The 15223-nt window shown below is 65.4% G+C and carries 14 protein-coding genes; 10 read left to right on the top strand and 4 right to left on the bottom strand.

Going from position 1 to position 15223, the window contains the following annotated elements; all coding sequences use genetic code 11:
• Positions 1-5 precede the first annotated feature (5 nt).
• Complete coding sequence (locus ACFPTO_RS11100; protein ID WP_377711410.1) at positions 6-767, bottom strand: phytanoyl-CoA dioxygenase family protein; 762 nt, start codon at positions 765-767, stop codon at positions 6-8.
• A gap of 496 nt (positions 768-1263) precedes the next feature.
• Between ACFPTO_RS11100 and ACFPTO_RS11095 the strand changes: the two genes are divergently transcribed.
• A complete protein-coding gene (locus ACFPTO_RS11095; RefSeq protein WP_377711409.1) occupies positions 1264-1668 on the top strand; it encodes a hypothetical protein in 405 nt (134 codons plus the stop codon).
• A 138-nt stretch (positions 1669-1806) separates the two neighbouring features.
• On the opposite strand, the gene metK is transcribed toward ACFPTO_RS11095, so the two are convergent.
• Positions 1807-2994, bottom strand: a complete 1188-nt coding sequence (gene metK, locus ACFPTO_RS11090; protein WP_293035629.1) for a methionine adenosyltransferase — start codon at positions 2992-2994, stop codon at positions 1807-1809.
• A gap of 343 nt (positions 2995-3337) precedes the next feature.
• Between metK and ACFPTO_RS11085 the strand changes: the two genes are divergently transcribed.
• From ACFPTO_RS11085 to hslU, 9 genes are all read left to right on the top strand, one after another.
• A complete protein-coding gene (locus ACFPTO_RS11085) occupies positions 3338-4222 on the top strand; it encodes a lipid A biosynthesis lauroyl acyltransferase (RefSeq protein ID WP_377711408.1) in 885 nt (294 codons plus the stop codon).
• 84 nt (positions 4223-4306) lie between these two features.
• Positions 4307-5173, top strand: coding sequence for a diaminopimelate epimerase (gene dapF, locus ACFPTO_RS11080; RefSeq protein WP_377711407.1), 867 nt, complete (start codon positions 4307-4309; stop codon positions 5171-5173).
• Between the two features lie 175 nt (positions 5174-5348).
• Positions 5349-6032, top strand: a complete 684-nt coding sequence (locus ACFPTO_RS11075) for a DUF484 family protein (RefSeq protein WP_377711406.1) — start codon at positions 5349-5351, stop codon at positions 6030-6032.
• A gap of 52 nt (positions 6033-6084) precedes the next feature.
• Positions 6085-7023 (top strand): tyrosine recombinase XerC, encoded by a 939-nt coding sequence (gene xerC, locus ACFPTO_RS11070; protein ID WP_377711405.1) that lies wholly within the window; start codon positions 6085-6087, stop codon positions 7021-7023.
• Between the two features lie 80 nt (positions 7024-7103).
• Entirely contained in the window at positions 7104-8306 is a 1203-nt protein-coding gene (locus tag ACFPTO_RS11065; RefSeq protein ID WP_377711404.1) for a class I SAM-dependent rRNA methyltransferase, read from the top strand.
• Between the two features lie 287 nt (positions 8307-8593).
• Positions 8594-9676: a CobW family GTP-binding protein gene (locus tag ACFPTO_RS11060; RefSeq protein WP_377711403.1), complete on the top strand. Its 1083-nt coding sequence runs from the start codon at positions 8594-8596 to the stop codon at positions 9674-9676.
• A gap of 718 nt (positions 9677-10394) precedes the next feature.
• The gene (gene dksA / locus ACFPTO_RS11055; protein ID WP_085228454.1) at positions 10395-10814 is read left to right on the top strand and encodes an RNA polymerase-binding protein DksA; all 420 of its coding nucleotides are present in this window, start codon (positions 10395-10397) and stop codon (positions 10812-10814) included.
• 339 nt (positions 10815-11153) lie between these two features.
• Positions 11154-11690 carry an ATP-dependent protease subunit HslV gene (gene hslV / locus ACFPTO_RS11050; protein WP_293034912.1) on the top strand — a complete coding sequence of 179 codons (537 nt, stop codon included), beginning with the start codon at positions 11154-11156 and terminating at the stop codon, positions 11688-11690.
• A 37-nt stretch (positions 11691-11727) separates the two neighbouring features.
• On the top strand, positions 11728-13077 hold the full coding sequence (gene hslU / locus ACFPTO_RS11045; RefSeq protein ID WP_377711402.1) for an ATP-dependent protease ATPase subunit HslU: 1350 nt from the start codon (positions 11728-11730) through the stop codon (positions 13075-13077).
• Positions 13078-13191: 114 nt separating this feature from the next.
• Here hslU and ACFPTO_RS11040 read toward each other — a convergent pair whose 3' ends face one another.
• Together ACFPTO_RS11040 and ACFPTO_RS11035 are read right to left on the bottom strand one after the other, a co-directional pair.
• Entirely contained in the window at positions 13192-13734 is a 543-nt protein-coding gene (locus ACFPTO_RS11040; RefSeq protein ID WP_377711401.1) for a response regulator transcription factor, read from the bottom strand.
• Positions 13731-15164 (bottom strand): ATP-binding protein, encoded by a 1434-nt coding sequence (locus ACFPTO_RS11035; RefSeq protein WP_377711400.1) that lies wholly within the window; start codon positions 15162-15164, stop codon positions 13731-13733. The genes ACFPTO_RS11040 and ACFPTO_RS11035 overlap by 4 nt, the downstream gene beginning before the upstream one ends.
• Positions 15165-15223: the final 59 nt, after the last annotated feature.

Genomic DNA, 15223 nt, shown 5'->3' with positions numbered 1-15223 from the left:
GTCGCTCAGAGCCGCACTTCCGGCATACCCGCCGAGCGCGTGCCCGGCAGCGGCACGTTGCTCGCGCCGTGATACGTGAACACGAGCGAGAACTTCACCTGATCGCTCTGGTTCTGCCCCGCCGAATGCAGCGTGTTGCAGTGAAAGAACACGGCGTCGCCGGTTTGCAGCGGCGGCGACACCGCTCGCTCGATCCACGCGCGGTTCTCGGGCACATCGGCGCGGAAGAATTTAGCGGCGTCGAACCGGTCCGACGTGAACGCCTGCTCGTGCGAACCCGGCACGAACCACAGCCCGCCGTTCTCGACCGTCTCGGGCCCGAGCGCGAGCCAGACGGAAACGAGGTCGTCGCGTTCGAACGACCAGTAGCGCACGTCGCGATGCCAGCCGGTCAGGCTGCCGTACGCCGGATGCTTCGTCATCATGCAGTTGTGATGCGCGCGCGACAGTACCGGCATCTCGCCGAAATACAGTTCCATCCAGCCGACGATGTCGGGCGAAATCGCCCATTCGCGAAAGCGCATATGGCGTGCGTACGCATCGAGCAGACGCCGCACCGTATGCCCGCCGGGCGCGTCCTTCGACGGCGGCGCGCCGGGATAGCGCAAATCGGCTTCGAATTCGAGCGGCGCGGCAGCTTCGCGCAGTTGCGTTTGCCCGACGCGCTTGAGTTCTTCACAACGCTCGGGCGAGACGAGCCTCGGCACCACGACGAAGCCGTGATCGCGCAGCGCCTGCACCTGTTCTTTCTTCGATTGAAGTGACATGGGACGCCCGTTGTTCGATGTCTCTGGCATCCGGCGCGCATGTGCGTGCCGACCGTTCGATTGTAGAGCGACTGGGGTAAAGCAATTGCGGTCATGCCGAAGCGAGCGCCAAACGCCGCACGCGCGCGCCGCACGACGTTGGGGCGCGCGCACCGGCATGGCGTCGAAGGGCGTCATCGCCTGTGCCAGACACGCGCCGATGCGGGGGTTTAACCGACTTCAGCGCGACACGAATCACGTGTAGCCTCGCGTGCATGTTGGTTCAGTCAGCAGCCCCTTTCTCGCACGCACGGGCGGCCAGCCACCGCTGCATGGCCCGCCGCATGACGCAGGTTCGCGCAGGTTTTGCGCAAGTATGTTGCGTCGCTTCGATCTTCGCTCCGCGCATAAGCCGTGGGGCGCGCCCTGTTTTTAGATTTCTCCGGCGCAGGCACGTTTGCTGCTGCGGATGAAGCGCCATTCAAGGCGCATCTCGACTCCGATTTCACTCAACACCATGCACACCGTTTTCGATACCCGTCGCTTCACCGCCAGCCTCACCCGCGGCCTCACCAGCAGCATTACGCGCGCCGCGCTGAAGGCGGCGCGTCCCGCACGCCGTCATGTGACGCGCGCGCTGCGGCATCACGCAGCACGCACGCGCGCACTCGCGGGGCACGTGCGCGAGGCGAGGCCCGTCGACGGCATGCGCGCCTGGTTCCACTCGTTCTTCTCGGTGCTGCGCATGCGATCGGGCGCACGGCATTTCTCGCTGCGCACGCTGCTCTATCGGCCGAAAACGCCGCTGCGCGCATTCAGCGCCGTCGGCACGACGGCGGCCGGCCCGGCGCCGCATAACGCGCGCCGTCCGCGCCGCACGTCGGCAAGCAGCATGGGATGGTTTGCGTTCGCGATGCGATAAATTGCCCCACCCGGCGCAGAAACGAAAAAACCCCGCAAGGCATTACGCCGAGCGGGGTTTTTTATCGGTTTTTCAGTCACAGGCCGGCGTTGCACCGGCCATACGACCCGGGCCAAACCGCGGCCCGATTGCGTCCTGTTACGCGAGCGCGCCCACCGGCTCCGTGCCGGCGGCTTCGGCCAGCGCGAGCGCCTTGTCGGTCGTTTCCCACGAGAATTCCGGCTCTTCGCGGCCGAAGTGGCCGTAAGCGGCGGTCTTTTCGTAGATCGGGCGCAGCAGGTCGAGCATCTGGATGATGCCCTTCGGACGCAGGTCGAAATGCTCGCGCACGAGCTGCGTGATCGTCGCGTCCGAAACCTTGCCCGTGCCGAACGTGTTGACCATCACCGACGTGGGCTGCGCGACGCCAATCGCGTACGACACCTGGATCAGGCAGCGCGACGCGAGGCCCGCGGCCACGATGTTCTTCGCGACATAACGGCCGGCGTAGGCCGCCGAGCGGTCCACCTTCGACGGATCCTTGCCCGAGAACGCGCCGCCGCCGTGCGGCGCTGCGCCGCCGTACGTATCGACGATGATCTTGCGGCCCGTGAGACCGCAGTCGCCTTGCGGGCCGCCGATCACGAACCGGCCGGTCGGGTTCACGAGGTACTTGATCTCGCCCTTGATGAGCTCGGCCGGGAGCACCGGCTTGATGACTTCCTCGATCACGGCTTCGCGCAGCGTGGCGAGGTCGATGTCCGGCGAATGCTGCGTGGAGAGCACGACGGTGTCGATCGCGTGCGGCTTGCCGTCGACGTAGCGGATCGTCACCTGCGACTTCGCGTCCGGGCGCAGCCAGGGCAGGCGGCCGTCACGGCGCAGGTTCGACTGGCGCTCGACGAGACGGTGCGAGAGGTGGATCGGCAGCGGCATCAGCTCGGTCGTTTCGTCGCACGCGTAACCGAACATCAGGCCCTGGTCGCCCGCGCCCTGATCGAGGTTGTTGTCGTGCGCGCGGTCCACGCCCTGGGCGATGTCCGGCGACTGCTTGTCGTACGCGACGAGCACCGCGCAGCCGCGGTAGTCGATGCCGTAATCGGTGTTGTCGTAGCCGATGCGCTTGATCGTGTCGCGCGCGACCTGGATGTAATCGACGTTCGCGGTCGTGGTGATTTCACCGGCGAGGACGACGAGACCCGTGTTGCACAGCGTTTCTGCTGCAACGCGGGAGTATTTGTCCTGGGCGAGGATGGCGTCGAGGATCGCGTCCGAGATCTGGTCAGCGACCTTGTCCGGATGGCCTTCCGAAACCGATTCGGAAGTGAAGAAATAGTCGTTTGCCACGCTCTGAACTCCTTTCTTTAAGCTGGTGACGGTTGATTTCACGTAGCCAGCTTCGGGAGCCTTGAAGCGGCGACGCTTTAGCGGATTACCTGCCCGGGGCGCACCTGACGATCGATCGATCGACGAAAATCCGGCACGAACCGTCTTCGCCCCGCAAGTTGTCTATTAACTCGGCGAAGCCCGTATTATAGCGTCTTCCCTAATTTGTCACAGAGCCCCTTCGCGTGTCGTCTACCGCATCCACCCCGGCATCCACCCCGGCATCCACCCCGGCGTCCGCCCCCGCATTCCCGCCAGCCGTCCTTTCCGTTCCCGCGTTCGCGGCCATCCGGGGAGCCGTCGCATGCTAGGCAAGCTCGGCTCCCGCTTCGCGATCGGCCTGCTCAAGCTGTTCGCGATCCTGCCCTACGGGTTCGTCGCCCGTCTCGGCGACGGCCTCGGCTGGCTGCTCTACAAGATCCCGAGCCGGCGCAAGCGCGTCGTCCATACCAATCTGAGGCTGTGCTTTCCCGAGTGGAGCGAGGAAAAGCGCGAGGAAGTCGCGGGAATGCACTTTCGCCACGCGATCCGCAGCTATATGGAGCGCAGCGTGCAGTGGTTCGCCTCGGCGAAGAAGCTCGAAAAACTCTTCGTGCTCGACAGCGAAGTCGATCTCACCGATCCCAACCTGCCGCCCACGCTGTTCCTCGGCCTGCACTTCGTCGGCATCGAGGCCGGCTCGATGTTCCTCAACTATTCGCTGCACCGGCCGTGCGGCTCGCTGTATCAGCCGTTCTCGAACCCCGAATTCGAAGCGGCGGCGAAATGGGGCCGCAGCCGCTTCGGCGCGGAAATGGTGAGCCGCGCGGACAGCGCGCGCGTCGTGCTGCGCTGGCTGCGCGACAGAAAACCCGTGATGCTCGGCGCGGACATGGACTACGGCGTGCGCAATTCGACGTTCGTGCCGTTCTTCGGCGTGCCCACGTGCACGCTGACCGCCGTGGGGCGCCTCGCGCAGGTGGGGCGCGCCCAGGTGGTGCCGTTCATCGGCGAGGTGCTGCCGAACTACAAGGGCTATCGCCTGAAGATCTTCAAGCCGTGGGACAACTACCCGACCGGCGACGACGACCTCGACGCGCGCCGCATGAACGCCTTTCTCGAAGAGCAGATTCCCCACATTCCCGAGCAGTATTACTGGGTCCACAAGCGCTTCAAGACCCGCCCGCCCGGCGAGCCGGGCGTGTACTGAGCGGGCCGCGCCCGCCTCGCAGGGGACATGCGGGGTGCATGCGGGTTGCGTGGCGAACGCACGGGCCTCACTTACAATAGCGGCATGAAACTCAAATTCACCAAAATGCACGGCGCGGGCAACGACTTCGTCGTGCTCGATGGCTACAGCCAGCCGCTCGCGCTCACGCCCGAGCACGTGCGCGCGCTCGCCGACCGCCATTTCGGCGTCGGCGCCGACCAGTTGCTGCTGGTCGAGAAGCCGACCATCGAAGGTGTCGATTTCCGCTATCGCATCTTCAACTGCGACGGCGGCGAAGTGGAGCATTGCGGCAACGGCGCGCGCTGCTTCGTGAAGTTCGTGCGCGAGCGCAAGCTCACTGATGCGAGCCGCGTGCGCGTGCAGGTGCAAAACGGCACGATCACGCTCGCGATGCAGGAAAACGGCGAAGTCGTCGTCGACATGGGCAGCCCGGTGTTCGAACCCGCGCGCGTGCCGTTCGACGCCAGCGGCCTGGAAGGACAGCGCGAAGGCAACGACACGCTCTGGCCGCTCGACGTCGATGGCAAGACCCGCTGGATTTCGGCTGTTTCGATGGGCAACCCGCACGCGGTGCAGGTGGTCGACGACATCGAAGCCTGGCCGGTGCGCGTCGAAGGCCCGGTGATCGAGGCGCACGCGCGCTTTCCGAAGAAGGTCAACGCGGGCTTCATGCAGATCGTCTCGCGCAACGAGGTTCGTCTGCGCGTCTACGAGCGCGGCGCGGGCGAAACGCTCGCGTGCGGCACGGGCGCCTGCGCAGCCGTGGCCGCGGGCATCCGGCGCGGACTGCTCGACTCGCCGGTCAAGGTACACACGCACGGCGGCATGCTCACGATTGCCTGGGACGGCGCGCGCGACGAATCCGCTGCGCTCATGATGGCGGGTCCCGCCACGACCGTTTTCGAGGGTGAAATCGAACTGGCCGACTGAGTGCATGCCCTGAGTGCATGCCCTGAGCGAATGCCCTGAGCGGTTCGCCGCGCGGCACCGTAAGCCACCCGCGCCATCGGTGCCGCAGCGTCAGATTCGCAGCTTGACCTCACCGCCTATAACGCTTCATCGATTGCGCGCCCGGCGCGCCTCACGTCAACCACGCACCGACAACATGAACGATCGAGAAGTCGCCGACTACCTGCTCGCCAACCCCGAGTTCTTCGTCGAGCATGCCGAACTGCTCACGACGATCAAGCTCGGCAATCCTCACGGCAAGGCCGCCGTGTCGCTCCAGGAGCGGCAGATGGAAATGCTGCGCGAGAAGAACAAGCATCTCGAGCGCCGTCTTTCCGAATTGCTGCGCTACGGCCACGAAAACGACAGCATCGCGTCGAAGTTCGGCCGCTGGACGACGCGCGTGATCGCCGAGCGCGATCCGTACGCCCTGCCGCGCGCCATCTCGGAGAACCTGCGCGACGTGTTCGAGGTGCCGCAGGCCGCGCTGCGCGTCTGGGACGTGGCCGAAGCCTACGGCCAGTCCGATTTCGCGCGCCAGACCGGCGAAGAAGTGCGGCTCTTCGCGAACAGCCTCACGGTGCCGTACTGCGGCGCGAATTCGGGTTTCGAAGCCGCACAGTGGCTCGACACGACCGACGGCGAAACGCAATCGGTCGCACTGGTGGCGCTGCGCGCGCCCGGCGCCAGCGGCCATGCCGAAACCGAAGGCAACGCGTTCGGCCTGCTGGTGATGGGCTCGCCGGATCCGCGCCGCTTTCACGAGGGCATGGCCACCGATTTCCTCACGCAGATCGGCGCACTCGCGAGCGCGGCGCTCACACGCCTGCTGCCGCACTGAGCGCACTGAATACACCAGACGCACGCACCGCACGCCTGAAACGCCGCCCATCGTGACCTCGACCGATCCGATCGCCGACTACCTCGCCAGCCTCGAACACGAGCGGCGGCTGTCGGCGCACACGCTGCGCGGCTACACGCACGAACTCGACGAGCTGAAGAAGCTCGCGGGCGCGCGCCCGCTCGAAAAGATCACACCGGCCGACGTGCGCGGCGCCGTTGCGCGCGCACACGCGGGCGGGCTCTCCGCGCGCTCGATCGCGCACCGGCTGTCGGCGTGGCGCGCGTTTTATCGCTGGCTGGCGGGACGAATCGAACTCGACGCTAACCCCGTGGCCGCCGTGCGCGCGCCCAAAGGCGCAAAGACGCTGCCGAAGGCGCTCTCCGTCGACGACGCGCAGCGTCTGATGGAGGCCCGCGGCCCGGCCGCGGCCGGCGGCGACGACGCCGAAGCGCTGCGCGATCACGCGATACTCGAACTGTTCTACTCGTCCGGGCTGCGGCTCGCCGAACTCGTGGGCCTCGACGTGCGCTACGCGAAGCGCGACGGCTACGAATCGGCAGGCTGGCTCAAGCGCGATGCCGCCGAAGTCGAAGTCCACGGCAAGGGCAACCGGCATCGCGTCGTGCCGGTCGGGCGCAAGGCGCTCGACGCCATCGACGCCTGGCTCGCCGTGCGCGACACGCTCGTCAAGCACGACGACGCCCCGCTCTTTCTCTCCGTGCGCGGCAACCGCATGTCGCCCGGCGTCGTGCGCGAACGCGTGAAGCGCGCGGCGCTCGCAGCCGGCATTCCGGCCAACGTCCACCCGCACGTGCTGCGGCACTCGTTCGCGACCCACCTCCTGCAATCGAGCGGCGACCTGCGCGCGGTGCAGGAACTGCTCGGCCACGCGAGCATCGCGGCCACCCAGGTCTATACGTCGCTCGATTTCCAGCATCTCGCGCGGGTCTACGACACCGCGCATCCGCGCGCGAAAAAGCGCGGCTGACACGCTACGGCGCATCGGCGCGGCGGCCTGGCGACCCGAGCCAGCCGCCGCGCGCGCCAGCTTTCTGTATTGAACACATCATGAATATCGTCACGCTCAAACCGTCGAAAGAAAAATCCCTGCTGCGCCGCCATCCGTGGGTCTACGCGAATGCGATCGACCGCGTCGAAGGCAAGCCCGCCGCGGGCGCAACCGTGATCGTGCGCGCGCACGACGGGCGCTTTCTCGCACGCGCCGCCTACAGCCCGCACTCGCAGATCCGCGTGCGCGTCTGGAGCTTCGACGAGAACGAACCCATCGATCACGCGTTCTTCAAGCGCCGCGTGCAGCGCGCCGTCGCGCACCGCCAGGCGATGGTGACCGGCACCGGCGCCGTGCGCCTGATCTTCGGCGAGGCGGACGGCCTGCCGGGCCTGATCGTCGATCACTACGTCGAAGACGGCGCAAACGGACGCGGCCAGCTCGTCTGCCAGTTCATGGCGGCTGGCGTCGAGGCGTGGAAGGAAGCCATCGTCGCCGCACTCACGGGCGCGACGGGCTGCCCGAACGTCTACGAGCGCTCGGACGTGTCGATCCGCGAAAAAGAAGGGCTGGAGCAGATCACCGGGCTGCTCGCGGGCGACGAGCCGCCCGCAACCATCGTGACGAGCGAGAACGGCGTGCGCTATCACGTCGACGTGCGTAACGGCCACAAGACCGGGTTCTACGTCGATCAGCGCGACAACCGCGCGCTCGTGCAGACTTTCGCGCGCGAGCGCGAGGTGCTCAACTGCTTCTGCTACACCGGCGGCTTCTCGCTCGCGGCGATGAAGGGGGGCGCAAAACGCGTGGTATCGATCGACTCGTCGGGCGATGCGCTTGCGACCGCGCAGAAGAACGTCGAGGCGAACGGCTTCGACGCGGCCCGCGCCGCCTGGCTCGACGCCGACGCCTTCAAGACGCTGCGCCGCCTGCACGACGAGGGCGAGCGTTTCGATCTCGTCGTGCTCGATCCGCCGAAGTTCGCCGCTTCACGCGAGCACGTCGACCGCGCGGCGCGCGCGTACAAGGACATCAACCTCACCGGGTTCAAGCTGCTGCGTCCGGGCGGCCTGCTCTTCACGTATTCGTGCTCGGGCGCGATCGACGCCGATCTGTTCCAGAAGATCGTCGCGGGCGCTGCCGCCGACGCGAAAGTCGACGCGCGCATCCTCAAGCGCCTCGGCGCGGGCGTCGATCATCCGCTGCTCACGGCGTTCCCGGAAGGCGAGTATCTCAAGGGCCTGCTGTTGCAGATCGCCTGAACGGCCCCATCTGCCCGGCTAGTGCGCGGACCGGAACGTCCGCGCTCGCGCCCCTTATCGGCGTAACCGGCATTGACGTAACCGGCGGCACACGCTCGGGCACGCCGCCCGGCGCAGGCTTCGGCCGCGCGATACAGCGGCGGCGCGGACAGGTTTCCGCAGTTATGTTCCAATACGCAGTTATGTTGTAACACCGGACAGCGGCACCCTTTTCCACGCGCGCCCAGGCGCGCCGGACGGCCGGCGCTCCGATTCACGCACAGCACAGAACAGGACAGGCACCCAGCATGGCAACCATGATTCCCGTAACCATCCTGACCGGTTTTCTCGGCAGCGGCAAAACGACGCTGCTCAAGCGCATCCTCAACGAACAGCACGGCATGAAGATTGCCGTGATCGAAAACGAGTTCGGCGAAGAGAACATCGACAACGAAATCCTCGTGCAGGACAGCGGCGAGCAGATCATCCAGATGAGCAACGGCTGCATCTGCTGCACGATCCGCGGCGACCTCGCGCGCGTGCTCGGCGACCTCGCGCAGCAAAAACGCGACGGCAAGCTCGATTTCGACCGCGTCGTGATCGAAACCACGGGCCTCGCGAATCCGGGCCCGGTCGCGCAGACGTTCTTCATGGATAACGACATCGCCGACCAGTTCCTGCTCGACGCGATCATCACGCTCGTCGACGCGAAGCACGGCAACCATCAGCTCGACGAGCACGAAGTGGTGCAGCGCCAGGTCGGTTTCGGCGACCGCCTGTTCATCACGAAGGCCGATCTCGTCGACGAAGCGGAGCTTGCCGACCTGCGCTATCGCCTGATGCACATGAATCCGAAGGCGCAGATCCGCCAGGTGAATTTCGGCGAAGCCGACATCAAGGAAGTGTTCGACCTGCGCGGCTTCAACCTCAACGCGAAGCTCGAGATCGACCCGGATTTCCTCGAGGAAGACGATCACGCGCACGATCATGACCATGATCACGATCACTGCGATCACGATCATGGCCACTGTAACCACGAAGGTCATGAAGGCCACGATCACGGCCACCACCACCATCACCACGCGCACCACGACGACAAGATCAAATCGTTCGTGTACCGAAGCGACCGCGCGTTCGATGCGAACCGTCTCGAAGACTTCCTTGGCGGCATCCTGCAGATCTACGGCGAGCGCCTGCTGCGCTACAAGGGCGTGCTGTACATGAAGGGCGTGGATCGCAAGGTGGTGTTCCAGGGCGTCCATCAGATGATGGGCAGCGACCTTGCCCAAAAATGGCTGCCGAGCGAAAAGAAGAGCAGCAAGATGGTGTTCATCGGCATCGAACTGCCGCAAGACCTCATCACCGACGGCCTCGACGCCTGCCTCGTCTGAACTGCGTTTGAGCTGAGCGTTGTTCGGCCCCGGCGTGCGTCCTGCGCGCCGGGAAAGGCCCGCACCGTCCCCTCTTTGCGTGGCCCTCCCCTCCAAATAACGTACCCGACCATCGCTTTTTCACGTTTGGCGCGTTATATTTTCCTGATAACGTGCCGAATACGAATGCGCCCGGAAGCAGGGATTTCCCCCTCACAGCACGCACTTGCGATTCAGTTACAATACGGCCCGACTTTGTGGCCCCGCTGCGCGACCCTACTGGAAAGAATGCGGGAAAGAATGCGGGAAAGAATGCGGGAAAGCAGACGGGAGACCACGCGGGCAGGTAAGCGGACAGGCAAATAAAGGCCGCCATGCGCGCTGCATGCGCCACGCGAGGCGGCCTCGTAAAACCGGCCGTGCCGACAGTGCGGTAAGTACAACAAGTATGAGTAGAATGGCGGCCCCCGGCGCATGTGCGCCGGACGGTACAGCCCCACCGGCGGCACGCGGCGTGGCAGCGCGTAGCCGGTACGGAAAATGCCTCAGGAGTATCTGAAGAGCGGTTTCCAGAGGAGTTCGGCCCCGCAGCGGCGCTTCGGCGTCCACGAGAGCGCATCGTTCGCGCGAGACAACGCGTCAGCCAGAAGAATGGCGCGTGGTACAAAGCCATTGCGGGCAACACAAAAGTGCGGGCACAAGCGCAAGTTTTGCCTCACTCATTGAAGAAGCAAGCCAGATGACCACGAAACGACTCTTGACCGAAGCCGAAATCCTGAAGATGAGCGATAAGGATTACATGAATGAGGATCAGCTCGCTTTCTTCAAAAACCGGCTCGAACAGCTGCAGGCGGAAATCCTCCGCAATGCGGGCCAAACCACCGAGAACCTGCGCGAAACCGTAATCGTGCCGGATCCGGCCGACCGCGCAACGATCGAAGAAGAGCATGCACTCGAACTGCGCACGCGCGATCGCGAGCGCAAGCTGCTGAAGAAAGTGCAGCAGTCGCTCGCGCGCATCGAGTCGGGCGAGTACGGCTGGTGCGAGGAAACGGGCGAGCCGATCGGGATCCCGCGTCTGCTCGCGCGGCCCACGGCCACGCTGTCGCTCGAGGCGCAGGAGCGCCGCGAACTGCGCCAGAAGCTGTTCGGCGATTGATCAATTAGCGGGTGCGCCGCAGCGGGTGCGCGCCACACAATCCGCCTTCCCCCAAGAAGCGCACGGAGTCCCGTGCGCTTTTTGTTTTTGCGGCCTGCTCGCGCGTATCCTGACTTCGCGTGCGGCGCGTTTTCCCCCGCGCGCGCTCTTGAACTGCCCACCGCCGCCCTAAACTTGTATCGGAACGTGCTTCGCGGCGCGCCTGAAAGCGCGCGCGGCGCACCCCGGAATTCAGCGGCGGCGGCCCGGCTAGCGGCCGCATCCCCCAAACAGTCATCGGCACTAACGTTGCATAAACGTGGCACATACGTGGCACAAACGGTCAAAAGAGGAACCCACATGGAGCAATTTCACGGCACGACGATCGTCTCCGTGCGGCGCGGCGACAAGGTCGCGCTCGGCGGCGACGGCCAGGTCACGCTCGGCAACATCGTCATGAAGGGTGGCGCGAAGAAGGTTCGGCGCATCTACGGCGGCAAGGTCATGGTCGGCTTCGCGGGCGGCACCGCCGACGCGTTCTCGCTCCTCGACCGCTTCGAAGCCAAGCTCGAAAAGCATCAGGGCAACCTCACGCGCGCCGCCGTCGAACTCGCGAAAGACTGGCGCACCGACCGCATGCTGCGCCGCCTCGAAGCGATGCTGATCGCCGCCGACGGGCAAACCACCCTCGTCATCACCGGCAACGGCGACGTGCTCGACCCCGAAGGCGGGATCTGCGCGATCGGCTCGGGCGGTGCCTATGCGCAGGCCGCGGCGCGCGCGCTCGTCGAGAACACCGAGCTGAGCCCGCGTGAGATCGTCGAAAAGTCGCTCGAAATCGCGGGCGACATGTGTATCTACACGAACCACAACCGCGTGATCGAAACCATCGAGTAACCGGACTCGCAGACCGAACAGACGAGAAGGAATCAGGATGAGCACCATGACCCCCGCCGAGATCGTCTCGGAACTCGACAAGCACATCATCGGCCAGGCGCGCGCGAAGAAGGCCGTCGCCGTCGCGCTGCGCAACCGCTGGCGCCGCCAGCAGGTCGCCGATCCGCTGCGTCAGGAAATCACGCCGAAGAACATCCTCATGATCGGGCCGACCGGCGTCGGCAAGACCGAGATTGCACGCCGCCTCGCGAAACTCGCCGACGCGCCGTTCATCAAGATCGAAGCGACCAAGTTCACGGAAGTAGGCTACGTGGGCCGCGACGTGGACAGCATCGTGCGCGACCTGATCGAGATTTCGGTCAAGCAGACGCGCGAATCGGAAATGCGCAAGGTGCGCAGCAAGGCCACCGATCAGGCCGAAGACCGCATCCTCGACATCCTGCTGCCGAGCGCGCGTCCGGTCGGCTTCGGCTCGGCGGTGGACACGACGAGCCACGGCGAAGGCGACAACGCCACGCGGCAGACGTTTCGCAAGCGCCTGCGCGAAGGCCAGCTCGACGACAAGGAAATCGAACTCGACGTCGAACAGCCGCAAGTCGGCATGGACATCATGGGCCCGCCCGGAATGGAGGACATGACCGACCAGATCCGCTCGATGTTCGCGAACCTCGGCGGCGGCAAGAAGACGCGCCGCAAGCTCAAGGTGAAGGAAGCGCTGAAGGTCCTCACGGACGAAGAAGCGGGCAAGATGCTCAACGACGAAGAAGTCAAGACGAAGGCCGTGCAGAACGTCGAGCAGAACGGCATCGTGTTCCTCGACGAAATCGACAAGATCGCGTCGCGCAACGCCGAAGGCGGCGGCGGCGAAGTTTCTCGCCAGGGCGTGCAGCGCGATCTGCTGCCGCTCGTTGAAGGCACAACCATCAACACGAAGTACGGGATGGTGAAGACCGATCACATCCTGTTCATCGCGAGCGGCGCGTTCCATCTTGCGAAGCCGAGCGATCTGATTCCGGAACTGCAGGGCCGCTTCCCGATCCGCGTGGAACTCGATTCGCTGTCCGTGAAGGACTTCGAAGCAATTCTCGTCGCGACCGATGCGAGCCTCGTCAAGCAATATCAGGCGCTGCTCGCCACCGAAGACGTGCAGCTCGATTTCGCCGACGACGGCATTCGCCGTCTCGCGGAGATCGCGTTCTCCGTCAACGAGAAAACCGAGAACATCGGTGCACGGCGCCTTTACACCGTCATCGAAAAGCTGCTCGAAGAGGTGTCGTTCGCAGCGGGCAATCACTCGGGAACGACCGTGGCCATCGACGCCGCGTACGTCGACCGCGCGCTCGGCGAAGTCGCGCAGGACGAGGATCTGTCGCGCTACGTGCTGTAAGCGCTGCGCCGCACAGGCAACACGCAAAGGGGCCCCGCGGGGCCCCTTCTTGTTTGCCTTGCTGTTTGCCTTGTGATTTGCCGCCCTCGCGCCGCAGCGCGAAGACGCGTGCGCTTACTGGCGTACCGGACGCTTCGCGAGCTTGCGCTGCAGCGTGCGGCGATGCATGTTGAGCGCGCGCGCCGTCGCCGAAATGTTGCCGCCGTGCTCGGCCAGCACGCGCTGGATGTGTTCCCATTCGAGGCGCGCGACCGAGAGCGGCGCCGGGTTTTCGATGGCCGCGTCGGCCTGCGATGCGCTCGCGTCGTTTTGCAGCGCCGAGAGAATCATCTCGACGTTCGCGGGCTTCGCGAGGTAGTTGTCGGCGCCGTCCTTCACGGCCTGCACCGCCGTCGCGATGCTCGCGTAGCCGGTCAGCACGAGCATGCGTGCGTCGGGCTGAAGCTCGCGCAGCGGCGCGACGAGCGCGAGACCCGAGTCGCTGCCCAGATGCAGGTCGACCGTGATCTGCGCAAACCGCTGCTGGTTTGCCAGGCGGAGCGCTTCTTCCGCGTTGTGCGCCTGCTGCACCTGGTAACCGCGCCGCGTCAGGCCGCGCGTGAGGATATCGGAGAAAACCTCGTCATCGTCGATCACCAGAAAATTCATCTCGCTCATGCCTGCTTCTCCGTGTTGTTAGGCGGCGCCGAACCGGGCCGGCCCGCACCTGAATCTGAACCCGCGGCAGCCGCGCCTTCCGCACGCGCGCCGTGCGCCGTTACGGACGCGCCGGTACTCACCGGTACGCGCAATTCCGCGCGCGTGCCGCGCGTCTTGTACTCGCGACCTGCACTCCCGCCGGCATTTCCGCCGCCGGCCGACTGGCCGAAACCTTCGTCCGCGGCAAGCGTCGCGACGTCCGACAGGTCGATCGACCCGCCGAGCCGCTCCGCCGACGAAAACGCCAGATAGAGCCCGACCCCGTGGCCGCCTTGCGTGCTTTCCACGGGTACCGCGCCGAGCGTATTGCGCAGCGACGCCGGAATGCCCGGCCCCGCGTCGCGGACTTCAAAATCGATGTAACCCGAGCGCGTGGAAGGATACGCGCACAACGTCACGTAATCGCGGCTTGCGCGCGCGGCGTTGTCGAGCAGGATGGTCAGGATCTGGCCGACCGCCACGCAGTCGTCGAGATACAGACCCTTCGGCGCCTCGCCGAGCTGCTCGAATTTGACGTGCGGATGACGCAGCCGCCACTGCTCGACGAACGGGCCGAGCCACTCGCTCACCGCCTGACGGCTGTCCTCGGCCGACGCGCGGCTGCGCAGGCGCGCCAGCGCCGACGTGCACAGCGTGATCTGGCGGTCGAGCAGATCGAGGTCGGCGGTGTAGGGGCCGAGCGCCTTGTCGGTGCGCGCCACGTCGCGCAGTTCCTCAGTGAGCATCGCGATGGTCGACAGCGGCGTGCCGATTTCGTGCGCGACGGTCGCCGCCTGCACGCCCAGCGCCACGGCGCGCTCGTCGCGCAACAGGCTCTGCTGCGCGTCGGCCAGCGCGTTTTCGCGCTCGCGCAGCGCACGCGACATGCGCGCGACGAACCACACGATCAGCCCGACGCTCACCATGAAGTTCACCCACATGCCCGCGCGGTAGTAATCGAACAGGTTCGCGGGGTTGTCCATGTTGAGCGGCACGTTGTCGAAGCCGAGCAGCACGTAACAGGCCACCGCGAACATGGCGAGCCAGGCCGTGAGATACCACGGCAGCACGGCTGCCGCGATCGCAAGCGATGGCAGGTAGAGCGAAACGAACGGATTGGTCGTGCCGCCCGAGAGAAAGAGCAGCGCGGACAGCGCGCCGAGGTCGACCCAGATCTGGCCGAACAGTTCGAGATTGGACTCGGGACGATCCTGCGCGACGCGCATCCAGGTGATGCCGTTGAACGCGACCTCCATCGAAATCACGAACAGCATGGCCGGCAGCGGCAAATGAACGCCAAAGAAGAGCTGCACGACGGCGATCGTGCAGAGCTGGCCGATGATAGCGAGGCTACGCAGCCAGAAGAGATGGCCCAGATTGACGCGAGCACTAAGGGTGATGCGATGCATGGCGTGAGTTTACATGTTCGGACGAATCCGATTAATTATCTTGAAAAAATTTGATCCAA

Origin of the sequence: Paraburkholderia denitrificans (assembly GCF_042655705.1) — a bacterium.
Classification (GTDB): Bacteria; Pseudomonadota; Gammaproteobacteria; order Burkholderiales; family Burkholderiaceae; genus Paraburkholderia; species Paraburkholderia denitrificans.
Note: the sequence above shows the minus strand (reverse complement) of the source record. Positions and strands in the feature narration are given on the sequence as shown.

Coding starts and splice junctions, on each gene's coding strand:
- ACFPTO_RS11065 (WP_377711404.1), top strand. CDS start 7,104: ATGAATATCGTCACGCTCAAACCGTCGAAAGAAAAATCCCTGCTGCGC.
- hslV (WP_293034912.1), top strand. CDS start 11,154: ATGGAGCAATTTCACGGCACGACGATCGTCTCCGTGCGGCGCGGCGAC.
- ACFPTO_RS11075 (WP_377711406.1), top strand. CDS start 5,349: ATGAACGATCGAGAAGTCGCCGACTACCTGCTCGCCAACCCCGAGTTC.
- ACFPTO_RS11095 (WP_377711409.1), top strand. CDS start 1,264: ATGCACACCGTTTTCGATACCCGTCGCTTCACCGCCAGCCTCACCCGC.
- dapF (WP_377711407.1), top strand. CDS start 4,307: ATGAAACTCAAATTCACCAAAATGCACGGCGCGGGCAACGACTTCGTC.
- ACFPTO_RS11085 (WP_377711408.1), top strand. CDS start 3,338: ATGCTAGGCAAGCTCGGCTCCCGCTTCGCGATCGGCCTGCTCAAGCTG.
- ACFPTO_RS11060 (WP_377711403.1), top strand. CDS start 8,594: ATGGCAACCATGATTCCCGTAACCATCCTGACCGGTTTTCTCGGCAGC.
- ACFPTO_RS11040 (WP_377711401.1), bottom strand. CDS start 13,734: ATGAGCGAGATGAATTTTCTGGTGATCGACGATGACGAGGTTTTCTCC.
- ACFPTO_RS11100 (WP_377711410.1), bottom strand. CDS start 767: ATGTCACTTCAATCGAAGAAAGAACAGGTGCAGGCGCTGCGCGATCAC.
- hslU (WP_377711402.1), top strand. CDS start 11,728: ATGAGCACCATGACCCCCGCCGAGATCGTCTCGGAACTCGACAAGCAC.
- dksA (WP_085228454.1), top strand. CDS start 10,395: ATGACCACGAAACGACTCTTGACCGAAGCCGAAATCCTGAAGATGAGC.
- ACFPTO_RS11035 (WP_377711400.1), bottom strand. CDS start 15,164: ATGCATCGCATCACCCTTAGTGCTCGCGTCAATCTGGGCCATCTCTTC.